Genomic DNA, 25,930 nt, shown 5'->3' with positions numbered 1-25,930 from the left:
TCCAGAACAGCTTTTTGTAACTGCTTTAGCTGGCATTACTCAGCAGTGCCAGTTGTTGAGCCTGATGCTCAGCAATCAGCGCCTGTGTCAGTTCACTTAAATCGCCGTCCATAATAAAGTCTAGTTTGTGCAGGGTAAGGTTAATGCGATGATCTGTTACCCGGCCTTGCGGGTAATTGTAGGTACGGATGCGTTCGCTGCGGTCGCCACTACCAATCAGGCTTTTGCGTTCCGCCGCTTCTTTGGCTTGTGCCGCATGTTTCTGTTGTTCATACAGACGAGAGGCGAGTACACGCATAGCCTGTGCCTTATTGGCATGCTGAGAACGGCCATCCTGACACTCCACCACCATTCCGGTAGGCAGATGGGTAATCCGCACTGCTGAGTCCGTTTTATTAATATGCTGGCCACCGGCACCGGAAGCACGGAAGGTATCAATACGTAAATCATTGGGATTTAATTGTACTTCGGCTACTTCATCAGCTTCGGGCATGATGGCAACAGTGCAGGCAGAAGTATGAATTCTGCCCTGACTTTCGGTGGTGGGTACGCGTTGAACCCGATGTCCGCCGGATTCAAACTTGAGCTGGCTGTAAACATTCATACCAGCAATACGCGCAATGACTTCCTTATAGCCACCCAGATCGCTTTCACTGGCAGAGACAATTTCTACCTGCCAGCCCATGCGTTCGGCAAAGCGGGTGTACATGCGCAGCAAATCACCGGCAAACAGAGCTGCTTCATCGCCACCGGTACCAGCACGGATTTCAATAAAAATATTTTTATCGTCATCTTCATCTTTTGGTAGCAGCAGTTTTTGCAGTTCACTATCCAGTTGTGCAATCTGGCTTCGTGCGTTGCTGATTTCCTCGGCTGCAAATTCTTTTAATTCAGGGTCTGCAAGCATTTCTTCTGCTGCCGACAGATCGGTTTCTGCCTGCGTATACTGGCGGTAGGTTTCTACCACAGGAGTGAGTTCGGCATGTTCACGGGTCAGGCGACGATACTCGTCAATATTATTGGTGACGTCAGGAGAAGCCAGCAAAGCGGTTACTTCTTCCAGACGCTCAGTCAGGTGCTGTAACTTGTTTATCAATGAAGGTTTCATCTGGTGTTCCGTATTAAAATAAGTTAGTAGTCAATTGAAGCTAAGTTGGACAGGTGTAATGGAAGCTGGATGCTGAATAACGTGCTAACGCTGCCGATTCTGGCCGTGCAGGTGATAAATCAGGCTGATGGCTTCAGCCAGTTCAGGGTGCTGCCGGCTGTCTTTATTTAATGCTCTGGTCGGTGCATGCAAGAGACTGTTGGTCAGTTCGTGGCTTAAACGTTGCAACACCTCCTCAATAGATGTGCCTTTGCGTAACCGGCGCAGCGCTTTGGCTACAGCCTTGCACCGCAGTTCTTCTCCCTGAGTGCGCAATGCACAGATTAAAGGCACGCTGCTGCGGGTTTGTTGCCAGGCAATAAATTCAGCTACCTTGCTGGCAACCATCTTTTCAGCAGCAGCAGCAGCCTGCTGCCGTGCAGCCTGACCGTGCTGCACAATATTGACCATATCGTCGACACTATACAGATAGGCATCGTTCAGTTCGCCAGCTTCTGCTTCAATATCGCGTGGTACGGCCAGGTCGAGCAAAAACATCGGCATGCCGCGCCGCTGCTTGAGCGCACGTTCTACCAGCCCTTTGCCGATAACCGGAAATGGGCTAGCAGTAGAAGAAACAATTACATCGTATTCAGCCAGAATTTCAGGCAAAGCAGTTAAAATGCGTGCATCCGCTTCTGCATTCAGCTTGCTGCATAATTCCTGTGCCCGCGCCAGTGTACGGTTGAGTACCGTCAGGCGCTGCGGATGTTCAGCGGCAAAATAAGTGGCCACCAGCTCAATCATTTCACCGGCGCCCACCATCAAGACATTCAATGCAGAAATATCAGGAAAAATCTGGGCAGCCATTTTTACTGCGGCAGCAGCCATAGACACCGAATTTTCACCAACTGCACTTTCGTTGCGAATTTCTTTTGCTGCGGCAAAGGTTTTCTCAAATAACGCGTTCAGATGCTGGTGTAACGTATGCTGGCTACGCGCTGTACGCACGGCTTCTTTCAATTGTCCCAGAATCTGCGGTTCACCCAGAACCATTGAATCCAGACCACATGCTACCCGAAAGGCATGCTGCACAGCATCTTTGTCATGGAACTGGTATAAATAGGGCGAAAATTCAGCCAGTGGTAATTGATGGTAGCCGGATAGCCAGTGTATTACTGTGGCTGCGTCACCAATACAGTAGATTTCTGTACGGTTACAGGTAGACAAAATCATCGCTTCCGCAATTTCCGTCTCACTGCCAAGCGCAGTTAAGGCTTCCGCCAGCATGATAGCCGGAAAGGCCAAACGTTCACGCACAGAAACAGGGGCAGTTTGGTGATTGAGTCCGATAACGGTTAAAGACATGTTACCTGAAGTAATTTGCGTTTGCCCGCTACCGCGGGTAGGATGATTACTAACCAGACTTTACATTCTGATTAAATAAAAGCGGTTAAAGTGGTCAATTATACGCTATTGGTGTCGAAAAAGCAGCTAATCAGATCTGGTGGCAGTATAAATAAATTTTTCGCATGCAAGAATAAATACTATGAATAATCTGGATTTGCACGATATTCGTCAGGACTACAGCAAACAGTCACTCAATGAGGCCGATTGCTGTGCCAACCCGCTGGAACAGTTCCAAAAGTGGCTAACGGCAGCCATGCATGCCAAAGTGAATGAACCCACTGCCATGAATATCGCTACAGTTGACCAGCATGGCCGCCCCAATGCGCGCATTGTGGTGTTAAAAGAAGTAACAGCTCACGGCTTTGTATTCTTTACCAATTATCATAGCCGCAAAGGCCGCGCTTTAAGCCAGCATCCCTATGCGGCACTCACATTTTTCTGGCCGGAACTGGAGCGACAGGTACGAGTGGAAGGAGTGGTGCAGCCATTACCCGCAGCCGATTCCGATGCATATTTTCATTCTCGGCCATATAGCAGCCGTATCGGTGCATGGGCAAGTGAACAAAGTACCGTTATCAGTAGCAAAACCGAGCTGATGGCACGAGCGGCAAAACTGAGCGCAAAATATTTGCTGAATGTACCGAGGCCACCTCATTGGGGTGGCTATATCGTACAGCCTGAACTGATTGAATTCTGGCAGGGGCGGCCAAGCCGTTTACATGACCGTATCCAGTATGAACTACAAAATAACTTGTGGATTAAACAGCGTTTATCACCATAGATTAAGATAATTTATTTCTGAATTAAATATCAGTCCATGGTTATTGAGAGGATGCACTTTCTGCCGATGCTGTGGATGTTATCGGGCTATCGCTGAGTACTTTGGTCTGAATAAAATCTTCGGCCTGAGTTTTCAGGCTGAAACGGTCAGTAATTTTATTATCAGCAGTGTTCAGTAAAGCAGCAAAATCAACTTTCACCATGATTTCCGGCAGGGAAACAATATTCCACAGACTGCGCAGTAAGGTGGTTCTGCCGGCAAAGGCTACTTTAGGCGTGCGCTGTCCCTGAGAATCATAATAGCGTATTGCTACAGCCATTACTGGCCTGTCGGCATCAATGGCTGCCTGAAACAAAGCAGCTTTAAACGGTAGCATAGTTAAACCTTCGGATGTATAGGCTTCTGGAAAAAACAGCACATTTTTTCCTTCTTGCAGTGCCTGTACTATAGCTTTGATTACTGGATTAATGTCCTGCCGCGACAGCCTGTTAATGTAAACCGTGCCCCCATTGGTGACCAATTTACCCAATACCGGCCACGACTTGATACTTTCTTTGGCAATAAAGCCACCGGGAATATAGGCCATCAATACAAAAATATCCAGCCAGGTAACATGGTTGGCAACAGTTAACCATGGCATGCTGGCGGTATCTGGTACAGCCTGTTCAGGTTTTACTTTTATGTGCAGTACATGCAGTAAATTGTGCGCAATTGAAATTAATTCATTATTACACTCAGTGGCGCTTAAATTCTTGAAGCGCTTTACACGCCTGATGGTTTGTCTCAACCATAGAGCCAGTTTGAAAATACGCGCACAGCGGGTAAGCAAAGAAGTATGTTCTGATTTTGTCATTGTTATTTATCATTATCGCTGGCATTGGGGACAGTAAAAACTGCTGCGTTGACCCAAAACCATTTTCTCAATCGGATGCCCGCATTGCCGGCACAGCTCTCCTGCTCGCCCATATACATCATGCTGTAGCTGAAAATAGCCACTATGACCAGCACTATTCACAAAATCGCGCAGGGTGCTGCCCCCGGCACCAATCGCTTCCTGCAATATCTGTTTGATTGCTTCAGTCAGCGCGCTAACCTGCATTTTGTCCAAATGCATGGCCGTGGTGGCCGGATGAATGCCGGTGCGGAATAGTGCCTCATTGGCATAAATATTGCCTACTCCAACAACCGTTTTATTATCCATGATTGCTAACTTAATCGCACGTTTCTGTTTAGCCAGTTTTTGCTGTAGATAGTCAGCATCAAAATCCGTGCTTAGTGGTTCTGGTCCCAGATTAACCAGTAATGGATGCTGCTCAATCAGGCCAACAAACCATAACACAGCCCCAAAGCGTCTGGGGTCATGAAAACGCAGCAAAGTACCATTAGTAAAAACAATATCCACATGATCATGCTTTTGCACAGGCGGCGCACTGAAATCAGTAAAGACCCGCAAACTGCCAGACATGCCCAGATGAATGATTAATGTGCCAGAAGCCAGCTCGATTAACAGATATTTAGCCCGTCGTTTAACTGATAAAACCTTTTCACCCTCAAGCTGTGAGCCAAGATTATCCATCACCGGCCAGCGCAAACGCGGTTGACGCACTTCTACTTGTGAAACAGTCTGATTCACAATAAAAGGAGCAATTCCACGCCGAGTGGTTTCTACTTCAGGAAGTTCAGGCATAATTTAATGATAAAATCCAGAATAAAATCGATACAATAGCATCGTGAAAATAAATTTGAAAGCACAAGTTGTGCAGGCTATAACCAGATAAAATTGGCATAAGTCATGCGCAGTTAAAAATGTCTGTGTTAAAGTAGCAAACTATTTTACCCCAATAATTTAGTCTTTAAATGGGTAGCAGACATTTCTAAGGCAGCTATCTCAACAGAAGTTAGTAAAAATCTGCCTGTGCCGGTACAGAATTGTTATTTGTTCATGAGTCAGTGTATACGACAACTGATCAGCATACATGGAGAAGTTTAATGCCTCGTTGGATTCATCGCATTACCCCGATTGTTCTGAGTTTAATGGCTGCAAGTATGGCCAATGCAAATAGTACTCAGGAGCGGCAGACATCCGTACCTTTGATTCAAACCAAAATTGAACGCGTAAGTCAGCTTACCGCACCAGATGATGCCGCATCCCTGCAACGGCGTCTGGCCATTGCCGGACGTGCCAATGACATTTTTACCCTGTTTGCCAGCGAACTTACCTATTCGCAGGGCAAAACCGATAAGGCTCTGGCAGCAGACATGCGCATGCTCGAACATACGCAGGAACCAGAAGTAGCAGAGCGAGCCATGGAAATGGCACTGGGTGCCAATAAAATTACAGAGGCGCAAACCATTGCTGATCGCTGGCAGCAAATCGAACCAACTGAAACACCAGCCAGACAGCGCCTGATGTGGGAACTGGCCATAGCAAAAAATGATGTGCCGCAAGTGCTGAAAAATACAGATGCAGTTCTGTCTCATGTCAATGATTATCAGCTGCGCCGGCTGTTTTTAAAACTGGCACAATTGCGCTTAAACAATCTGAATGCCACTGATGAACTGAATGCTCCAATTCACAAAAAGGCAGTTCTGCATCCCGAAATGGCGGAAGCATTGATTGCAGATGCCATCTATGGCGTAACTGGTGCTCATGAAGAGCAAACCATCAAAGCATTACAATCGCTGCTTCGTCTGGATACCGATATCTTTCCGGCCACTCAGCTCACCCTGAATCTGATCAATCTCAAACAGCCACAATACCTGCTGGATTTTTATCAGCAAACTGGCGTGGATACCATGCCAGCTAAATGGCAAAGTCTTTATATAGAATTACTGATTAAAAATAACAAATTGCAGCAAGCATATCAAACCCTGCAGCCATTACTGGCCAAAAGTAAAAGTGCAGACCTGTATTTACAGGCCGCTTATCTGGCCGTCAGCCAGAAAGCAGACACAGCTACCATTGCTTCGTACGCAGAGAAAATCGCCGAACTGGGTAATCGCAATCAGCGCAGTAAAGTGGCAATGATGGTAGCCATGCGCTATTATGATGAGCATAATTTATCTGCTTCCCGTTTATGGGCAGCAAAAGCAGATGATCCGAAGTTTGCCTTTGATCAGGCACTCATGATGTGCTCATTGGATGCCGAAGAAGAACACTGGGCAGCAGCGCAAAAATGGCTGAATAAAGCTCAGTCTACCAATAAACAGGGCACATTTTTCAATTCCAGAGATTTGCTGCGTCTGCAAACCTTTATAAACGGCTCCTCGCTTACAAACCGTCAGTATGAGCAATACCTCAACAGAATGCTGGCGAAAGCCGAGCAGGGCGATGCCAAAACACAGGAACTGGATGTTCCGCCATTATTACTGCTGCGCGGGCTATTATATGCAGATAAACTTAATGAGCCGGCAAAAGCCGTGGCAGACATGCGCCGCTATGTCAGGATGAGGCCTAATCAGGTGGAGGGTCTCAATGCACTGGGTTATACCCTGCTGAGCATGCCTAAAGCCAACTGGCCAGAAGCCCAGAAATTACTGGAACAGGCTTATTCCCTAAGCAGCCAGTCTCCGGCTGTCAATGACAGTTTGGGCTGGGCTTATTTTCTCAATGGTGATGCAGAGAAAGCCCTGCCTTTACTTGAATATGCCTATCAGCATCAGCCTGAAAGTGAAGTAGCTGCCCATCTGGGTGAAGTTTACTGGCAACTGGGACGTGAAAACGAGGCTCGCCAGATATGGGCTCAGGGCTGGCTTAATAAAAAAAGCGAGCATAAAGTTCTGAGCCAGATTCTGAGCAAGCATGGAATCAAGCCAGCCAGCTTGCCCCTGACAGCAGCAAAAACAGAAATGGCTCAGGCGGATGCGGATTCTTATCTGCGACAGGCCAGTGCATTAGATGTCAATAAGGCAAATACACCAGCTATTATCGATAACATTAATAAGGCAATTCAAGTAGGTAATGTTAGCCAGCGCAGTGAAGCAGCACTTCAGGCCGCATTTTATTTTTATAAAAATAACAATAATGCTGAAGCACGAGAATGGTTAAATAAAGTGACAGATAACAAATTTGCCACCGATAAAGCCTGTCTGATGGGCTTGATTGAAGTAGAACAAAACAACATACCAGCAGCACAGCAATGGTTGCAGCGCATTAATCAGAGCCAACAAGCACCAGAATTTTTTGATAATATTGATGTACTTATTCTTTCAATTAACATCGACCGTAAAATACTTCAGCCAAAAGCTTATGTACGTAAACTGACACAGCATCTGAAAGAGGCGCAGCAGCTTGTCGATACCACTCATGACAGCAAATCTGTGGAATTGATCACGTATATGCGTGGTGTGGCTTATGCTGAAAATCTGAATCAGCCGAAAAAAGCAATAGAAGATTTTCGTGTCTTTACTAAATTGAAACCTGATAGTGCTTATGGCTGGAATAACCTGGGTTATGCCATGCTCAATATGCCAAAACGTTACTGGGCTGAAGCGCTAACCATTCTGCAACATGCAAATCAGCTAGACGGAGAATCTGAGGTGATTCAGGATAGTCTGGGTTGGGCCTATTACCTTAATGGTGAACCAAAAAAAGCCTTACCGCTCCTGCGCTCTGCTTATCAGGCATCACCGGAAAGTACCGTTGCAGCACATCTGGGTGAAGTATTGTGGCAAATGGGTGAACAAGAGCAGGCACGGCAAATCTGGGCTCAAGGGCTGGCCAATAAAAATTCAGACCAAAAAGTTTTACAGCAGACTTTAAAAAAATTTGCTGTCGATCCGGCCAGCTTGTCTGCTCCCGCAGCCACAGACCAGTAAATAGACTTGGTAAATCTAGTGGCTTAATTTAATCTGTCAGCCAGATTATCTGGTGATATCGCAAAAAAAGCTGCCGTACACATATTGTGTGAACGGCAGCTACTGATTTATATGCAGATTGTAAGCAGAAGTTTAACAGCTCAGAGTACATACAGTTGCTGTTAATACCGTTACAATAAACACATCACAGTTACCGCAACGGAAAATAATGTATTCATTTTTTCATAGGCAACGCCTCTATGTGTCCACAGTTATCCTTAGCTTAGCCTTAAGTGCCTGTAGCAGCCTGGTGTCGAAAAAAATAACCGCAGCCACAGACTGGCAGGCAGGTCATGAACATACTGTCTCCGCTTTTGACAGTTCCGGCAGGCTGGCTATCAAAGATCAAGGCAAAGGTACATATGCCAACTTTAGCTGGCAGAATTTAGGTACAGTACAAACCATTGAGGTCAAAACACCATTGGGTAACAGCGTAGGTGTTCTGTGTCGTGACAACACAGGAGTAATTGCGGAAGACAACAAAGGGCAGATTACCACTGCCACCAGCATAGAAGAATTAAGCCAGCGTATGCTTGGTTTTGCGCTGCCATTTGATCATCTGAATCAGTGGGTGCAGGGTTACTGGATTACAGATGAACCTTATCAGTTACTGCCAGATGGCAAGCTCAAACAGTCTGGCTGGATTATCCAGCGCCAGCTGCAAAATGGCAGCCGTAATCCACGTGTCGTTCAATTAAATAACGCGCGTTTTGATATCAGACTGGTTTTTGATGAATACACAGATACGGCCAGCCAGACATCATCGCAATGTGAATTGCGTCAAAAACTTCCTGATTTGAGTAATTAGCAGAATATGAATAATTTATATCCACCAGCCGATGCTCATCACTTTCTGGCACCAGCCAAGCTGAATCTTGATCTGCGCATCGTCGGCCGGCGTGCTGATGGCTACCATTTACTCGAAAGCATCTTTACCCTGATAGCGTTGTATGACCAAATCTGGCTCAGAGTAAACAGTAATGGTGCCATAACACTGAATACACCAGTTGCCGGTATCATGGCGGAGCAGGATTTGTGCGTACGTGCAGCACAGTTACTACGCAGCCATACAGGAACACAGCAGGGTGTGGACATCTGGCTGGACAAACAGATTCCCATCGGTGGCGGATTAGGAGGGGGCAGTGCAGATGCAGCAGTAGTGTTAATGGCACTCAATCGCTTATGGCAGCTTAACCTAAATAAGACACAACTATTGCAGCTGGGGGTGCAACTGGGCGCAGATGTGCCATTTTTTATTTTTGGCCAAAGTGCATTTGCTCGTGGTATTGGTGAGGATTTAAGTCCTATATTCCTGCCAAAACAATGGTATGTGATTATCAAGCCGCCCGTGCACGTTAGTACGCCGAAAATATTTGCACATAAAGACTTGACACGAGATTCCAAGCCACGCATAATGCCAGACTTTCAAGCAGGACAGCACTGGCGCAATGATATGCAGAGCGTTGTTTTTGCTGAGTATCCAGCGGTAAAAGCAGCATTTGATGTTTTGGCTGAATACGGTTCACCAATGATGAGTGGTTCTGGTGCATGCGTATTTTTGTCATTTGATTCTGAGAGTGCCGCACAAGCTGTTTACAATAAAGTTTCTCACGCGCATCAGGCGTATTGTGTTGCTTCGATACCGAGGCATCCGTTTTATCAATGATGTGTGTTGTTGGGGAGTCGTCAAGTGGTTAAGACACTGGGTTTTGATCCCAGTATGCGTAGGTTCGAATCCTACCTCCCCAGCCAATTGCTTAATACAAAAAGCATTGGGGAGTCGTCAAGTGGTTAAGACACTGGGTTTTGATCCCAGTATGCGTAGGTTCGAATCCTACCTCCCCAGCCACATATTGAGCAGTTAAGCAGTGAACCCTTTTGGGGAGTCGTCAAGTGGTTAAGACCCCGGATTCTGATTCCGGTATGCGTAGGTTCGAATCCTACCTCCCCAGCCAATTCAAATAAGCGTGTAAGTTTACTTACACGCTTATTTAATGTGTAAATGACAAATTGTTACGTAAGAGCACGTGTAAATCGATAGAAGTGATATAATTTACCGGTTCAGCCTGATGGATTGAAAACCAGTATACTGGATTTCACACAGGCATAATGATGTTACAGTATGTATAAACAGCTTTCACTTTTGTGCTAAGCAAACCAGTTGAGGGGTTGAAAACACAATACAGATTCAATCGTAGTAATAAAATAGTGTTACTATTTTGCCATGCTGCTATCAGGTATCAGCAAAATTCATTGATTAAATCTGTTTCAGCCCTGATACTTGTAGCTAACCAGTGCACACTGGAAAATCTTTTTCAAAGCGGTGGTCATTGCTTTTGAATTTAAAAGCAGCGTAAATGAATAAAGACTGAGAGAAAGAAGAGTAAAACTACTTTGTCCGGTTAATATTCCCCACTTGTTTAAATGACAGATACACCAGCGTCAGTGGTGATATGAAAGCCTTGGATTAAATGTTTAATCTACCTCATACAAACCAAACCAAACCTAAACAGGACTCAGGTACAACAGAAATGGCAGCATACGACAGTTTGATGGTGTTTACCGGCAATGCAAACCCGGAGCTGGCTAATAACGTAGCCAGACATTTGGATATTTCTCTGGGACGAGCCTCAGTAGGAAAATTCTCAGACGGCGAAATCGCAATTGAATTACTGGAAAATGTACGTGGTCGCGATGTATTTATCGTACAGCCTACCTGCGCACCAACCAATGATAATTTAATGGAAATCCTCACCATGGCCGACGCGCTCAAACGTGCTTCTGCCGGCCGGATTACCGCTGCCATACCTTATTTCGGTTATGCACGCCAAGATCGCCGTCCGCGCTCAGTTCGGGTGCCGATTTCCGCCAAGCTGGTAGCCAATATGCTGTATTCTGCCGGTATTGACCGTGTACTCACGGTTGACTTGCATGCCGACCAGATTCAGGGCTTTTTTGATATTCCGGTTGACAATATCTATGCCACCCCCATTCTGGTGCACGACATTGAAAAACAGCGCATTGACAATCTGACCGTAGTCAGCCCTGATATCGGTGGTGTAGTACGCGCCCGTGCTGTGGCCAAAACGCTGGGTACTGATTTAGCCATTATTGATAAACGCCGGCCAAAAGCCAATGTGGCCGAAGTGATGAACATTATTGGCGAAGTCCAGAATCGTACCTGTCTGATTATTGACGACATGATTGATACCGCCAATACCCTGTGTAAAGCTGCATCAGCACTAAAAGAGCGTGGCGCAGAACGCGTACTGGCCTATGCCACGCATCCGGTATTTTCCGGCGCAGCAATCGAACGTATTGCCTCATCAGAAATCGATCAGGTAGTAGTAACTGATACCATTCCATTATCAGAAGCTGCACAGAAATGTGAACGTATCCGTCAGGTAAGCATTTCCGGCTTACTCGCAGAAACTGTACGCCGTATCAGCAACGAAGAATCTGTGTCATATCTCTTTAATGAGGATGTGGCCATCCCGGGAGCAATGTTTCTCCCTTAATACCCCCAAGCCATCTTAAGCTGGTCGCGGCCGATGATGGCATTTAACCTTGGAGTAGTTATGTCTTACGAAATTAAAGCAGAAATCCGTGAAGCTCAGGGCACTGGTGCGAGCCGCCGCCTGCGTCGCGAAGGCAAAGTACCGGCTGTATTGTACGGCGAAGGTACCGAGCCAGTAGCTATTACTGTAGATCATCGTACCTTATGGTATGCACTGGAAAAAGAATCTTTCCATACTGCTATCATCAAGCTGGATGTTAATGGTAAAGCTTACGACGTTATCGTACGTGATTTCCAGATGCACCCGTTTAAACAGCAGGTACAGCATATTGATTTTCAGGCTGTTGATGCAAATAAAGCCATCAACATTCGCGTTCCATTGCACCTGTTGAATGCAGCTATTTCTCCAGCGGAAAAATTGCAGAGTGGTCGTGTGTCCCTGTTGGCTACCAGCGTAGAAGTGAATGCCTTGCCGAAAAACGTTCCGGCTGTACTGGAGCTGGACGTTGCTACCATCCGTGCCGGTGAAATCCGTCACCTGTCTGATCTGGTATTCCCTGAAGGCGTTACCAGCGTTGCCTTGAATCGCAACGAAAATCTGGCTATCGCTTCTGCTACCGGTAAAAACAAATAAGCTGTAAAGCTTGAATACAGCCTATATTTGAAAAGTATTTAACCTATTACAGATAAATACCCAATAAAAACTGAAGCCTGTTATTACAGGCTTCAGTTTTTTTATTTCGTGATATCCGTGGCAATAACCAATCAATAAAACCATTACTACTTAATAAACATGGCACGGTAAGAAAATAGGAAAAATAAATAATTAAAACCAATACAAGTATGCACTTTAAGATACAGTGTTAATACGAAATAATGTAATGCAAGAGCACAATACACATATCTGCTTAAACCCTAAAAACATTCATAACTCAATAAAAATACAAGTGGCTCCCAATTCCTTTAATATTATTTTTCCAGAAAAATAAGTAAACCTGAATATTTATAAAAACCTATCATACAATTGTTGTAACATTGAGCATGAATTACAAAAAAATTTTAAGAATACAGGTTAAAGCTGTCACTGAGAAAGTAGCTAATAAAAGCCTTTATAGGCCAAATAATAAAGGCTTTATTATTTACTGCATACCAACTTGCTAGAAAGCAGACAAATATTTTGTCTTAAGCTAACAACTTAATTAGTACCAATCCGATAAAAATCAGGATTTTTTGCGGCCTGACGACTTACTGCGAGTACGGGCTGAACGGGAATTCTGGCCTGTTGCTGTTTTAGTTCTAGCATCTTTTTGCTTGGTATTGGCAACCTTGCGCGGTTTTTTAGCAGTAGCTTTAAGCTGTTTCTGAATTTTCTGTGCATTGTTTTTCTGACGCCGCTTGCCACTGCTGGTGCTAATCAGTACCAAATCGATCCGGCTGGTATCCAGATCAGCACGGGCTACTTTCACCATTACCTTGTCACCAAGCTTAAAGCTAATACCACTACGTTCGCCAATAATTGCCATCAGTTCAGGATGGAAATTGAAATAATCTTCGCCCAGATCACTGATGTGAATCATACCATCAATGTAAACATTATCTAAAGTAACAAACAGGCCGAAGTTTGCCATACCCGAAATCGTACCGGAAAACACTTCACCAATCTTGTCTTGCATATAGTAGGTTTTCAGCCAGTTTTCAACATCACGGCTGGCATTATCAGCTTTACGCTCCGCCAGCGAGCAATGTACGCCTAACTCAGTCCACGATTTTGGCTGGTATTGCCTGTGCTGCAAAATTGCCTTAATGGCACGATGTACCGTCAAGTCGGGATAACGCCGAATCGGAGAAGTAAAGTGAGTATATGCCGGATAGGCCAAGCCAAAATGACCTATATTCTGTGGCTCATAGACAGCCTGCTGCATAGAGCGCAGCAACATCACGCCAATTACATTACGATCTGGGCGGTCTTTAATTTTTTCGCTTAGCTCCGCATAGTCCTTTGGCGTAGGATTGATACCACCATTCAATTGCAAGCCAAGCAAAGCTAGCTGCTCACGCAAAGTACCTAAACGTTCACTGGTAGGGCCAGCATGATTGCGGTATAGAGCAGGGTGCTTGTGGTGCTTGAGAAACTCTGCAGCGCAAACATTGGCTGCCAGCATACATTCCTCAATCAGGCGATGAGCCTCATTACGTTCAACTGGCACAATACGCTCAATTTTGCCCTGCTGATTAAATATCATCTGTGTTTCTATGCTTTCAAATTCTACAGCACCACGTTGCAGGCGTTTTTTCAGTAAAATCTGATACAGCTGGTACAGACTAAGCACATGCGTTTTCATCGGGTCATCAAACTGGTCATTATTAATCCAGTCCCATGCCTGCGTATAAGTAAGCCGTGCATGGGAACGCATTACAGCCGGATAAAACTCATAGCTTTTAATATTACCGGCATAAGTAATCACCATATCGCATACCAGACACAAGCGCTCTACGTTTGGATTAAGCGAGCAGATGCCATTAGAAAGATTTTCTGGCAGCATCGGAATTACCCGACGCGGAAAATACACACTCGTAGCACGTTCCTGTGCATCCTTATCAATAGCATCATCGGGATAAACGTAATGGCTGACATCAGCAATGGCTACCACCAGACGATAATTACGGCCAATTTTTTCCGCATATACCGCATCGTCAAAATCACGAGCAGTTTCACCATCAATGGTAATCAGCGGTAGTTCACGCAAATCTACCCGGTTTTTACGCTCAGCAGCCTTAACATGATCAGGTATTTTAGCGGCCTGAGCTAAACAATCACGACTAAACTGATAAGATAAATGATGCTTGCGTACAGCGATTTCAATTTCCATACCACTGTCAGCATAATCACCCAAAATTTCAGTAACACGCGCAACGGCTGCCTGTGTTGCATTCGGGTATGACTCAATTCTGGCCACCATAACCTGTCCGGCTTTGGCTTTACCAAGCGAATCCGGCTGTAACACAATACTTGCGCCCAGGCGCTTGTCCTCAGGAACCAGCATGGCCACACCATGTTCAATAGTCAGCCGGCCAACCACATCCTGATTGGCGCGTTCAATCACATCCAGAACCTGACCTTCACGCCGGCCGCGCCGATCGGTACCCGCAGGTCGTACTGTGACAATATCTCCATTCATCAACCCACGCATCTGCCGGGTATAAAGCACAAAATCGCTGCCATCCGCCGGATTCAGCGGTACGGCAAAGCCAAAATCATCCTTGTGTACTTCAATACGACACTTAACCAGTGCCAGCTTATTGGCTATACAAACAGCACCACGGCGATTAATCAAAATCTGCCCATCACGTGCCATGGCGTTTAAACGACGTTCAAAAAAAGCTGTTTCTTCGGCAGTAATATTGAGTTTTTGTGCCAGCTCAGTCATTTTGACTGGAATGCCAATTTTTTCCAAAATGGCAATAATCCATTCGCGGCTGGGTAGGGGATTAAGATAACGTTGTAATTCTCGTTCTAAATAAGGGTCTTGATGGCGTAAATCAGATTTTTTTTTCATAGGGTATTGACAATCTCTTTAGAGAATATATAATGCATTTCCTCAGTTAAAGACATACTTTAACTGAAAGTCGCAATATATGCAAAAGCCCAGGTGGCGGAATTGGTAGACGCGCATGGTTCAGGTCCATGTACCAGCAATGGTGTGGAAGTTCGAGTCTTCTCCTGGGCACCAGAATTCCGAAAAAAGATATCTAAGTAATTAGATATCTTTTTTTATTTCCTATATTAGTAAAATCCTTAAATCTGGAATTTTTCCTATAAATAATATTAAATATTTATTTGGTAATATATTGAAATGTAAATTACATTTTTATCCAGCATATGTACACGTTGTTCACTAGAATAAATTAATTGAGCAATATTTAAATAGCAAGTCTTTACAGCCATCCAAAATGATAAAAATAAAGTATGACATTATGCATTGGTCTTCCAGAGCAGCCGTAAAACTATAATTAGATACAAAGCAAGCAAACAGACAAAAATATATATAAAAAGGTTTATATATATAGCAATTAAATTATTCCCATATAATTTGTACAGTATAAAATGTATCAATACCTGATAAAACATGATCTGTATCGCCAGTTTAATTGATAGTATCAAATCACCCTGTGCACCATCACAACTAAAATTGCGGTAATTTTTATTTACCTAGAGAACTATTTAATGTATTCGATAACCAAATTGCATGCCATAAGCAGTCAATTGAATAGTTTAGATACTGTACACAGCATATTTTGTAAAAACAAAAAATTCCCTTGTTAATCAATAACTGTTATTGTCGATCCCAGCATAGCTATTGACAATCTATATCAAGAATATATAATGCACAACTTCGCTGAACGCAGCAATCTAATAGTTGCAGTAGCAAATAAGGCCCAGGTGGCGGAATTGGTAGACGCGCATGGTTCAGGTCCATGTGCCAGCAATGGTGTGGAAGTTCGAGTCTTCTCCTGGGCACCAGAATTCCGAAAAAAAGATATCTAAGTAATTAGATATCTTTTTTTATTTCCAGATATATAAACAACTTTCTATTAAACTTATCATTATTTATTTTTAACTATCTGCGTAAGTGATTAATTGAACAAGCAAAAAGCAGCGAGAAGGAAATATATTACTTCTGTTCATCAGCAGGTAACAGATTAAATGCCTATTCTTTATCAGTACATACTCGTGCCAGTACCAAACTAATGGCAGAGCAAGAACAATAAACATAGCCTGTGCTCCCCTGTTAATGGCATTAATAATATCGTTTTGCTGTACAAAATACATTGAGCGGAACATATAGATACCGGGAACCATAATACGTACCGCGGGTACCGACAGAGCAATGCACGGGCATTTATTGTAATGACTAAACTAAAATGCGCTAATGCCAACAATAAAGGCTGCAATCAGAGAGGCAACCTGAATAGGAATGTGGGTAAAGTCTATTAATTCCAGACGCAGAGTATTGGCATACATACCAATAAACGCGGTCATAGATGCAGTTTTAATCGGGCTGTTAAAGAGTAGGGAAAAAACGAGAGCCCTAAAAAAGCTGGCAATCAGGTGGAAACATCCATTCCAGACAGGGTAAAGGTTAGGGGAGAGCATTTATCCGGTGCTATATGAAGGCCAGCAGCAACTACCTAGGTGGCAAAAGTGGCACAAAAAATTACGGCCACCGCATAGGCTACCCGCTGAATATCCAAAGAAAAATCCAGTTTGGCCAAATCCAGTATACCGGTTATCAATGGAAAGCCGGGAATCAAAAACAGCATCGAAGCTATATAGCCAGCAGTATACTGAATATTTACTTTTAATAGTAAATAACTGGCGCTAATAATTAGAAAATACAGGTTCGAAGCCACAGCAGCAGCCAATATAGTTACCCCAAACTGATTCAAGTGTTTGTGTAACGGTGCCTGGCCAAAACCAGAAGCAATCAGCACACCCAGCATTTCTATCATGCTGCCACCAATTAGAAAAGTAAAAGAGGAACAGGCAATGGCAGCAAATAAAGCTGACTGGCACAGGCTATATAGAACGGGCTGATTTTCAATTTTTGCCGAAGACTGATCGAGATAGCGGATAAGCTCGCTTTTACTCATGTGTTGATAACGCGCCTGTATTGTTATTAATAGCGTTTCGAGTAATTGCATATTTATGGATATTAATACCAACTTTCTAAATATTGGTGATTTCAGTTTTGAACTGCTTGCTGCTGCGGCAGGTGGAATTGATTTCTGTCAGCGTAATATGCGCCTGATTTTCTACCCCAAGCATATGAGCGACATGGTGCATTGACTGTTTAATGTGGTAGCTACCAGTTGCCAGTTTGCAATAGCAATTTCCCATCTGATCGGAATAGGGGGGTGGCATTGCGTCGTTTGCTGTCTGGTCAGCGCCAGCTAATGCCGGTATCGGCGCCAGTTTGCAACATTACAATTCACTACCAGATGCCGCTGCTGCCAAAAAATGGCAGATAATTCTATTAGTAACATCACTGAATAAACTAAAAATTTAATTACACCGGCCGGTTCTGTATCCTTTTTACAGCGTTTAGGGGTCAGTAGTATTTTTTTTACAGTCAATAAACAATAATATTGCTAATTTTAAATTATATAAATAAAAAACACCAAAATACAGCATAAATAAACAATATATTTATGTGTTTTTAATAAAAATAGACATAAAAAACTAGATCACCTCATAATCGTTTCCCTTAATGCTGTATTTTCTAATAACAATAATTCTTAAAATTGCAACAAAATTATTTTTAATAAAACCAAATGACTAGTATATATTTTTGCTCAATTTAGCCTTTATCTACCAGAATTTCAGCATTAATCCGCACATTACTTAGTCGTATACCGCTATCCATCAAACATAACCCAAGTTGAAATCAGCACATGATGTAGCTAGAATTTACCAACATTAACATTCAATAAGCATAAAATGCACATCAAGAAACTTGCTCTGTTGGTAAATTTGTTGGGTAGTGGCTTGTTACAAGTCTATGCTGCACCGATGTCCGAAATGACAGAACAGCTTGAGCGAAAACAGCAACAGCAAATTATTCGCGAACAGCAGCGGCAGCAGCAATTCCAGCAGCAAATGCAGCCGGATATTAACGTGCGTTTGCAGCCGGAAGAAGAAAACCTGCCGCAGGCAGGCAAACTAATCACAGATGAAAAACCCTGCTTTGCTATCGATAGCATCAGTTTGACTGGTGAAGAAGCGGGTCGTTTTCAGTTTGCCCTGAAAAAAGCCATCCGTCAGGGTCATTTCACCCCCGGCATGTGTCTGGGCGCAAAAGGTGTTAACCAGCTTATGACACTGGCGCAGAATGCCGTCATTGAGCGTGGCTACACTACCACCCGTATTCTGGCTAATCCGCAAGACCTTAGCAGTGGAAAATTGCAGCTAAGTGTTATACCCGGGCGCATCCATGCCATTCGCTACAATTTGGATAATGCAGCAACAACACATGTTGGGCGCATCCGCCATATTCAAAATGAATTTCCAGCCAGAGCTGGCGACATCCTGAATCTACGCAAGCTAGAGCAAGGTATGGAAAACCTGCGTCGAGTACCTACCGCTGAAGCGGATATCCAGATTGTACCGGCAGAAGAACCTAATCAGAGTGATGTCGTGATTAGCTGGACTCAGCGTACCGTACCTGTGCGATTAAGTCTTAACGTAGACGATTCCGGCAGCCATTCAACCGGGCGTTATCAAGGCGGTGCTACCTTGTCAGTAGATAATCCATTGGGATTAAGTGATTTATTCTACATCAACTACAACCATGATTTAGGTGGTAAAGACAGCTACTTCAGCGATGAAGGAAAAACCGGCAGCGGCACCCATGGCTATGCCCTGCATTATTCCGTTCCTATCGGTAACTGGTTAATGGCATTTAACCGCAACCATTATCGCTACCATCAGGCAGTAGCCGGTTATAGCGAAAACTATGACTACAGCGGCAACAGCGACAATACCGATTTTGGCCTTACCCGCGTGTTGTATCGCAACAGTCACCGCAAAACCGACATGACTGCCAAACTGTGGCGGCGCGAATCACACAACTTCATTAATGATGCCGAAATCGAAGTCCAGCAACGACGTACAGCTGGCTGGACAGTCAACCTGAACCATCAAGAGTACATCGGCAACGCCACCCTCAACCTGGGAATAGGCTACAAACGCGGCACTGGTGCGGGTAACAGCTTACGTGCGCCCGAAGAAGAGTTTGGTGAAGGCACCTCACGCATGAAAATCATCACTGCTGATGTTGGTTTCATGTTGCCATTCACCTGGGGTAAACAACATCTGAGCTACGACAGCAACTTTCACGGCCAGTGGAACAAAACTCCATTAATCACCCAAGACCAAATTTCCATAGGCGGGCGTTATACCGTTCGAGGCTTTAATGGCGAAATGAGCCTGATGGGAGAACGAGGCTGGTATTGGAACAACAATCTCAACTGGCAATATAAAGCAGGGCAACAGGTATATCTAGGACTAGATGTTGGCCACGTTGCCGGGCCAGCCACCGAGATGCAGCTAGGAAAAACACTGGCCGGAGCAGTAATCGGCTTTAAGGGGCAAATCAAAGCGGGCGGACAATGGTACTACGACATTTTTGCTGGCAAACCCATATACAAACCCCAGTATTTCCGCACTCCCAGAACCAGCGTTGGCTTTAGCCTCAACTACAGCATGTAACAAACCAACCGGCAAAATTCAGTGCCGACAGTCAAGCACATCATAAAACAGAACACATATTCTGGTTAGCACACACAAAAAAACAGCAAAAGTTTAAAGGGAAAATCATGAACAAAAACCGCTATAAGGTTATCTACAACAAACACCGCGGACAAATGGTAGCCGTTGCCGAAAACACCACCAGCGCCGGCAAAACCAGTGCCGACCGTAGCAGCGGCAGCAACATCATCAGCAGCCTGTTGGCCAAATTACCCATTTTAACCGGTTCCATCCTGCTCGGACTGGGTTTATGCGTATTGGTAGATAACAATGTCATAGCGGCCGAAATTCATGCCGACCCATCTGCCCCTAAAAACCAGCAGCCAACCATCCTGCCAAGTGCCAACGGCACCCCGCAGATCAACATCCGCACCCCGAGCAAACGCGGCGTATCTATCAATCAATACCGGCAGATGGACGTCGACCAGAAAGGCGCCATCCTCAACAACAGCCGCAAAAGCACCCAGACCCGTCAGGCTGGCTGGATACAGGGCAACCCGTGGTTAGCATCTGGCGAAGCTCGCATCATCGTCAACCAGATTAACAGCAGTAACCCAAGTCAACTTAACGGCTACATCGAAGTAGCCGGACGGCGTGCCGAAGTCATCATGGCCAATCCGGCCGGCATCAATATCAACGGTGGCGGCTTTATCAATGCTGCCGGCGTCACTTTAACTACCGGCAAACCTCAAATCAGCGACGGTCAAATCAACGGCATCCAAATCAACCAGGGCAACATCAGCATCAACGGCAAAGGCCTTGACAGCAGAGACAGCGACTACACCCATATCCTCAGCAAAGCAGCGCAAATCAACGCTGGCATCTGGGCTAATAACCTCAACATCATCAGCGGCAGCAATCATATTGATGCCGAAACTCAGCACATCACCCCCACCCAAAGCAACAGCGACACCAAGCCCGGCATCGCCATTGATACCGGCAAACTGGGCGGCATGTATGCCGGTAAAATCGTCCTGATCAGCAACGACAAAGGCGTTGGTATCAACAACGCCGGCCAAATCTTTGCCGGTGCTGGCAGTGTCACCATTAGCGCCGATGGCCATCTGGACAACAGCGGCAGCATCATCGCAGCCGACAAAAGCACCAATGCAGCCGACATAGCAGCCACCACCATTAAAACCAACAGCATCAACAACAGCGGCACCCTTTCCAGCCAGGGCAAACTGCAACTACAGAGCCAGCAACTGAGCAACAGCGGCCTGCTGACCAGCGCCGACGAAGTGCATATCCGCAACCAAAACAGCCTGAGCAACCGTGGCGAAATCAACGGCGGCCGCCTTGACATCATCAGCGGCAGCATCCACAACCAGAATGGCAAAATCATCCAGAGCGGGCAACAAGGATTAAATCTGGAACTGGATCGGCTCAACAACCAAAAAGACAGCCTGATTGGCTATGCGCCACAACCAACCGTACCAGAGCAAAACCCGGCGCAGCCAGATAAACCAGCGCAGCCGCCAGTGGAAGCAGACAAGCAGAGCAAAGCGCCGAGTATCGCCGAAGGTGCCGGCCAGACCATAGCCGCACCGAGCACAACCAGTAAAACATTCAGCGCCGGGCAAATCATCAGCCATAACGACATTGATAACCAAAACGGCCAGATCATTGCCAACGGTGGCATCGATCTGACTGCCCATAATGGCCTGAGCAACCAGGGCACCCTGAATCTCAACAAATTGCAAGTAAATGGTGAACTGCTAGACAACCATCAGGGCAAACTGAATACCAAACAGGCTGATATCCACACCACCCGGCTGGACAACCGCGCAGGACAGATCAGCAGCAGTGGCCAGCTACAAATCCACAGCAGCCAGTTAGACAATCGCCAGGGCCGCATCCAGTCAGCCGAGCGCATCGCCATCGACAGTGCCGAACTGAACAACAGCGACCAAGGCACCATTGCCGCGCAGCAACAACTGCAAATCCACAGCAACCAGCTAGACAACAGCAACAGCGGCCAGTTGTGGAGTGGCGGCCAGAGCGAAGTACAAACCGGCAGCCTGAACAATAGCAACGGCGCCATCGACAGCGATAGCCTGCAACTGACTACCAACGAGCTCAACAACCAACACGGCGCCATCCGCAGTGCAGGCAAACAGCAACTTAGCGTGCGCAACCAACTACAGAACCAGAACGGCCAGATCGGCAGCAACAGCGACCTCAGCATAACCGCCGGTGATATAGATAACAGCCAGGGTAAAATCAGCGCCGGCAAACAGGCCGAGCTGCACACCCGTGCACTTAACAACCAGCAGGGCAGCATCGATGCCGATAGCATCGACCTAACAGCCGATAGCCTGAACAACAATGCCGGAGCCATCCGCAGCAACCAGCACCTGAGTGCGCAGATCAGCCAGCACATCAACAACCAGCAAGGGCAAATCAGCAGTGCTGGCGAACTACAACTCAACAGCAACACCCTGGACAACAGTGCCCAAGGCAAAATCATTGCCGGCAAACAAGCCAGCATCCATAACCACAGCCTCAACAACCAGCAAGGCAGCATCGATGCTGATAGCATTCAGCTACACACAGATACAATCAACAATCACAGCGGAGCCATCCGCGCCAACCAACAACTGACGGCACAGATTAACCAGCATCTGGACAACCGGCAGGGACAAATCAGCAGCGCCAAAGATGTCCAGATTCACGACCAGAACCAACAAAGCCTGAGCATCGACAACAGCGATAACGGCAAAATATTGGCTGGCAATGACCTGAGTATCCAAAGCAAACAGCTCAACAACCCCGGCAGCATCGGTGCCGGCCGTAACGCCACCATCCAGCTGCATGATAACTTCAACGTCGATGCTGACATCAAAGCTGGCGGACGCCTGCACCTGAGCAGTCAAGGCAATATCAGCAACAACCATACCCTTAGCGGTGACGACAGCGTGATCCTTAACGCCGCCAATATCGACAACCAAGCTAGCGGCATCATCCAGAGTAACAACCATACCGAACTACAGGCACAAGACAGCATCACCAACCGTGGCCTGATCAACAGCAACGGCACCACCCTGGTACAGTCAGGCAACAGCATCAACAACATTGGCAGCGGGCGCATCTATGGCAACCATGTTGCCATCGGCACCCATAACCTAATCAACCAGGAAGAAACCATCGGCAGCGAAACCAAAGCCGCGGTTATTGCTGCGCGTGAGCGGCTGGACATCGGTGCCGCCAACATCATCAACAAAGAACATGCCCTCCTGTCGAGCGAAGGCGATATCGCCATTGGTGGTGCCTTAAACGAACAGCATCAGGCCACAGGCATGGCCGACAGCCTGATTAATGGCAGCGCGCGCATCGAAGCGCAGGGTAATGGCAACATCGCCGTCAAAGAATTACACAACCTGAATAACCACTTCAAAGTAGAAGAATATCTGGAGAGCAGCAAAGGAGTAAGACAGTACCAAGAAAAAGGTAACCCTGCTATCTGGGAACATGGTGTAGATGGTAAATTCAGAAGAGACAGAAAAGAAATCAGCTTTACCTTCAATGACGGTAGCAAAAAAGTCTGGAAAAAATACTCAGCCAGCAACGTACACTGGTGGGATTTCAACCGCAAAATCTATAAACAAAAAGTCACCGAAACCGACCCGGGTGAAATTATCATCGGCGGAGATTTAACCATCAGCGGTGATCACTGGCTCAATCACAACAGCCGCATCCTCGTAGGAGGCACACTTAAAGGTGCAGAAAACCTGAATCTCGAAAACCGCGAAACCAAAGGACAGCAGCGGATTGAAGAGCATGGTGAGCAGGGAGGATATAAATACAAAAACCCTCCCCATAAAAAAGGTAAAATAAAAACCACTGGTGAAACTTCATATGATCGCACCATCATCACCAGCCACGAATTCGATACCCCGGCCAGCACCATCCAGCAACACGTAACTACTGGTAGTAATCAGGGCGTAGCCAGCGCAGCCAATCCAACCGGCCATGAAGTTGGTAACATAAATAGCAACAACCAAACCAATACCAGCAACAACAATATTGCCCAACAGCAGCAACACATCAAAACCCTGACTGATACCAACACCAGACTGCCCAACAACAGTCTGTACCATATCAACCCCGATAATAACGGTTATCTGGTAGAAACCGACCCCGCCTTTACCAACATGAAAAAATGGCTGGGCAGCGACTACATGCTCAGCGCTCTCGGCCAAGATCCAAACAAAATGCAGAAACGGCTGGGCGACGGCTATTACGAACAACGCCTGATCAACGAACAAATCGCCAACCTGACCGGCTATCGCCGTCTGGATGGCTACCAGAACGACGAAGAACAATACAAAGCCCTGATGAATGCCGGCATCACCTATGCGCAACAGTATAAGCTGACCCCCGGCATTGCCCTGAGCGCCGAACAGATGGCACAACTGACCAGCGACATCGTCTGGCTGGTTAACCAGACCATCACCCTGGCCGACGGCAGCCAGCAAACCGTCCTCGTGCCCAAAGTTTACCTGATTGCCCGCGCCAGCGACGTCAACAGTGCCGGTAGTCTGATCAGCGCACGCAACATCAACCTGCAAAACAGCGGCAACATAGACAACCAAGGTACCTTGGCAGCGCAGAACATAGTCAACCTTGGCGCCCAGAACATCAGCAATAGCGGACTGATTAACGGTCAAAAAATAGGGCTGAGTGCCAAAGAAAACATCGACTTCAACGGTGGTGTAGCCATCGCCCAAGACCTGCTCAGCCTCAAAGCCGACCAAATCAACCTCACCACCACCACCGCCAGCTATGGTGACAACCGTAATGGTGGTACCGTCATCGACCGCGTCGCCGGCCTGTATGTCACCGGAAACAAAGACAGCATCCTGACAGTGGACGGCAAAAAAGGCATAGATATCAATGGTTCCCAGCTCGTCAACACTGCCACCAACGGCCAAACCCAACTACGCTCCAGCGAAGGCAGCGTCAACCTAAATACCGTCCAGATAGCCGACCACGAAACCGATGGCAAACTGAGTGACCGCAACCACATGTCACTGCATCACAGCGCCGAAGTGGGCAGCCAGATTCTCACCCAGGGTGATATCAGCATCGGTGCTGGCAAACAAATCAACATCCGTCAGGGCGACATCAACAGCTTCAATGGCAGCGTCAACCTTTACGGCAAAGAAGGCGTCAACATTACCGAAGGCAGACAGACAACAGAGCTGGATGAGGCTATTTACAACAAATCCAAAGGGTTTACTTCCAGCAAAACCAATATAGACAAATACCAGCAACATCATGATGAAGCCGTAGGCAGCAGCATCACCGGTAAACAAATCAATATCGGCAGCGATCAGGACATCAACGTGCGCGGCAGCAACATCATCGCCCAGGATCAAACCATCCTCAGCGCCGGCGGTGACATCAACATCCAGGCAGCCCACAACAACTATCAAGACCACGAATACCACGAAGAGAAAAAATCCGGCTTCACCGCCGGCCTGTCCAAAGGCGTGGCCAGCGTCGGCTACAGCAAATCCAAAACCCAGCTGGATCAGCAGGAGCAGAACCACACCCTTACCCTTAGCCAGATAGGCAGCCTCAAAGGCAACACCATCATCCAGGCCGATGGCGACCTCAATGCCAGCGCCGCCATCCTCGGTGCCGGCAAAGACCTCACCCTGCAAGGTAAAAACGTCAACCTGCTGGCTGACCACGTTACCAGCGACCAGCATACCGACCTCAAAACCAAACAAAGCGGCTTCAGCGTTGGCTTCACCTATTCACCCTTCGTCGCCGGAGCCAGCACCTTCAAAGACGGCATGCGCAGTGGTGACTTCAGCAACAGCATCGTTGGCAAAAGCATGCAGGCAGGCGAAGCCGCATCCAGCGCCTATCAGGCAGCCAGCACCCCAATCGTAGCCACCCTGAACCACCAGCGTAGCCATCAAACCCAGGATACGCATACCAGCCAGAGCGTTACCACCC

Annotated in this window: 15 protein-coding genes, 5 tRNA genes and 1 pseudogene; 14 read left to right on the top strand and 7 right to left on the bottom strand. The window is 46.4% G+C overall.

The window, feature by feature from the left end:
• Positions 1–25: 25 nt before the first annotated feature.
• Both prfA and hemA read right to left on the bottom strand, forming a co-directional pair.
• The gene (gene prfA, locus GYX26_RS05375) at positions 26–1,108 is read right to left on the bottom strand and encodes a peptide chain release factor 1 (RefSeq protein ID WP_100136661.1); all 1,083 of its coding nucleotides are present in this window, start codon (positions 1,106–1,108) and stop codon (positions 26–28) included.
• An 84-nt stretch (positions 1,109–1,192) separates the two neighbouring features.
• The gene (gene hemA / locus GYX26_RS05370; protein WP_174828422.1) at positions 1,193–2,455 is read right to left on the bottom strand and encodes a glutamyl-tRNA reductase; all 1,263 of its coding nucleotides are present in this window, start codon (positions 2,453–2,455) and stop codon (positions 1,193–1,195) included.
• Between the two features lie 190 nt (positions 2,456–2,645).
• Here hemA and pdxH point away from each other — a divergent pair, with 190 nt between their 5' ends.
• Entirely contained in the window at positions 2,646–3,278 is a 633-nt protein-coding gene (pdxH, locus tag GYX26_RS05365) for a pyridoxamine 5'-phosphate oxidase (protein ID WP_174828538.1), read from the top strand.
• 40 nt (positions 3,279–3,318) lie between these two features.
• Here the strand turns inward: pdxH and GYX26_RS05360 are convergent, their stop codons facing one another.
• Both GYX26_RS05360 and mutM read right to left on the bottom strand, forming a co-directional pair.
• Complete coding sequence (locus tag GYX26_RS05360; protein WP_174828421.1) at positions 3,319–4,131, bottom strand: lysophospholipid acyltransferase family protein; 813 nt, start codon at positions 4,129–4,131, stop codon at positions 3,319–3,321.
• 12 nt (positions 4,132–4,143) lie between these two features.
• Positions 4,144–4,965, bottom strand: a complete 822-nt coding sequence (mutM, locus tag GYX26_RS05355; protein WP_100090257.1) for a bifunctional DNA-formamidopyrimidine glycosylase/DNA-(apurinic or apyrimidinic site) lyase — start codon at positions 4,963–4,965, stop codon at positions 4,144–4,146.
• Between the two features lie 302 nt (positions 4,966–5,267).
• Between mutM and GYX26_RS05350 the strand changes: the two genes are divergently transcribed.
• The 8 genes from GYX26_RS05350 to GYX26_RS05315 all read left to right on the top strand — a co-directional run bounded on the left by GYX26_RS05350 (position 5,268) and on the right by GYX26_RS05315 (position 12,286).
• A complete protein-coding gene (locus GYX26_RS05350) occupies positions 5,268–8,096 on the top strand; it encodes a tetratricopeptide repeat protein (RefSeq protein WP_174828420.1) in 2,829 nt (942 codons plus the stop codon).
• Between the two features lie 208 nt (positions 8,097–8,304).
• Positions 8,305–8,943, top strand: a complete 639-nt coding sequence (lolB, locus tag GYX26_RS05345; protein ID WP_238791236.1) for a lipoprotein insertase outer membrane protein LolB — start codon at positions 8,305–8,307, stop codon at positions 8,941–8,943.
• Between the two features lie 6 nt (positions 8,944–8,949).
• Positions 8,950–9,801, top strand: coding sequence for a 4-(cytidine 5'-diphospho)-2-C-methyl-D-erythritol kinase (gene ispE, locus GYX26_RS05340; protein ID WP_174828418.1), 852 nt, complete (start codon positions 8,950–8,952; stop codon positions 9,799–9,801).
• A gap of 10 nt (positions 9,802–9,811) precedes the next feature.
• A tRNA-Gln gene (locus GYX26_RS05335) sits at positions 9,812–9,887 on the top strand.
• 21 nt (positions 9,888–9,908) lie between these two features.
• A tRNA-Gln gene (locus GYX26_RS05330) sits at positions 9,909–9,984 on the top strand.
• Positions 9,985–10,014: 30 nt separating this feature from the next.
• A tRNA-Gln gene (locus tag GYX26_RS05325) sits at positions 10,015–10,090 on the top strand.
• Between the two features lie 576 nt (positions 10,091–10,666).
• The gene (locus GYX26_RS05320) at positions 10,667–11,653 is read left to right on the top strand and encodes a ribose-phosphate pyrophosphokinase (protein WP_100090315.1); all 987 of its coding nucleotides are present in this window, start codon (positions 10,667–10,669) and stop codon (positions 11,651–11,653) included.
• A 60-nt stretch (positions 11,654–11,713) separates the two neighbouring features.
• Complete coding sequence (locus GYX26_RS05315) at positions 11,714–12,286, top strand: 50S ribosomal protein L25/general stress protein Ctc (protein ID WP_100090253.1); 573 nt, start codon at positions 11,714–11,716, stop codon at positions 12,284–12,286.
• Positions 12,287–12,872: 586 nt separating this feature from the next.
• On the opposite strand, the gene rnr is transcribed toward GYX26_RS05315, so the two are convergent.
• A complete protein-coding gene (gene rnr, locus GYX26_RS05310; protein WP_174828417.1) occupies positions 12,873–15,209 on the bottom strand; it encodes a ribonuclease R in 2,337 nt (778 codons plus the stop codon).
• Positions 15,210–15,296: 87 nt separating this feature from the next.
• Between rnr and GYX26_RS05305 the strand changes: the two genes are divergently transcribed.
• Together GYX26_RS05305 and GYX26_RS05300 are read left to right on the top strand one after the other, a co-directional pair.
• Positions 15,297–15,383: transfer RNA gene (locus GYX26_RS05305), tRNA-Leu, on the top strand.
• 704 nt (positions 15,384–16,087) lie between these two features.
• Positions 16,088–16,174: transfer RNA gene (locus GYX26_RS05300), tRNA-Leu, on the top strand.
• Between the two features lie 93 nt (positions 16,175–16,267).
• On the opposite strand, the pseudogene GYX26_RS11390 reads toward GYX26_RS05300, so the two are convergent.
• Together GYX26_RS11390 and GYX26_RS05285 are read right to left on the bottom strand one after the other, a co-directional pair.
• A pseudogene (locus GYX26_RS11390) lies at positions 16,268–16,807 on the bottom strand (threonine/serine exporter family protein).
• A 35-nt stretch (positions 16,808–16,842) separates the two neighbouring features.
• Positions 16,843–17,355, bottom strand: coding sequence for a threonine/serine exporter family protein (locus GYX26_RS05285; protein ID WP_255453846.1), 513 nt, complete (start codon positions 17,353–17,355; stop codon positions 16,843–16,845).
• Positions 17,356–17,359: 4 nt separating this feature from the next.
• Between GYX26_RS05285 and GYX26_RS05280 the strand changes: the two genes are divergently transcribed.
• The 3 genes from GYX26_RS05280 to GYX26_RS05270 form a co-directional block, all read left to right on the top strand.
• Positions 17,360–17,500 carry a hypothetical protein gene (locus GYX26_RS05280; protein ID WP_174828414.1) on the top strand — a complete coding sequence of 47 codons (141 nt, stop codon included), beginning with the start codon at positions 17,360–17,362 and terminating at the stop codon, positions 17,498–17,500.
• Positions 17,501–18,223: 723 nt separating this feature from the next.
• Positions 18,224–19,921, top strand: a complete 1,698-nt coding sequence (locus GYX26_RS05275) for a ShlB/FhaC/HecB family hemolysin secretion/activation protein (protein ID WP_238791235.1) — start codon at positions 18,224–18,226, stop codon at positions 19,919–19,921.
• A gap of 107 nt (positions 19,922–20,028) precedes the next feature.
• Positions 20,029–25,930 (top strand): filamentous hemagglutinin N-terminal domain-containing protein (locus GYX26_RS05270; protein WP_174828412.1); only part of this gene is annotated, 5,902 nt, incomplete at its 3' end.

The organism is Snodgrassella sp. ESL0253, from assembly GCF_013344965.1.
In the GTDB taxonomy this organism is placed as follows: Bacteria; Pseudomonadota; Gammaproteobacteria; order Burkholderiales; family Neisseriaceae; genus Snodgrassella; species Snodgrassella alvi_B.
This window is presented reverse-complemented; position numbering and strand designations above follow the sequence as displayed.